This window comes from Streptomyces sp. CO7 (genome assembly GCF_053474865.1).
Map to the genome: position 1 here is coordinate 297295 of NZ_JBRIOU010000001.1, position 566 is coordinate 297860.

The window sequence follows — 566 nt, forward strand, 5'->3', positions numbered from 1 at the left end:
GGTCCACCCGCCACCAGTCCCCCGCCGCGGTGGCCTCGTCCTCCCGCTGCTTCGGCACGCCCTTGCGCAGCCCCCACAGCCGGGAGCCCTGGGGCGCGGACGGCGCGGACGGCGCGGACGGCGCGGACCCGGCCGAGGGCGCCCCTTCCTCCGACGATGCCGGGGGCGCCGAGGGCCCCCCGGACGCGGTCGTCGAGGCGGCCGCGGGAGCCGACGGGGCCGCGGGCGGCGTGTCGGGGGCCGCCCGCTGGACCGGCACCGACCCGCCGGCCGCCGCGACGACCGCGTCCGGCGACCCCAGCCGGTCCAGGATCCGCCGCACCGTCGCGGGACCGTCCCCCATCGCCTTGGCGCGCCGCCGGTCGATCTCGCCGCGCAGCTCCGTCACCAGCCGCATCCGCGTCGCCGACGGCAGCTGCCGCTGCTGGGCGACGTCGCCGACCCGGCTCAGGTAGTCGTAGACCAGCCGGTCGCTCTCGATCCCCACGTGCTCAACCTCCCGTGCCACCGCCCTGCCACCGCCCCGCGCACCCCCGGGCCGCGCCTTCGCACGCTAGCGCAGACAC

General features: G+C 79.9%; 1 pseudogene. It reads right to left on the reverse strand.

The window, feature by feature from the left end:
* Positions 1-487 (reverse strand): annotated as a pseudogene (locus ACOV8S_RS01370) (hypothetical protein); the annotation flags it as partial.
* Between the last annotated feature and the right edge of the window lie 79 nt (positions 488-566).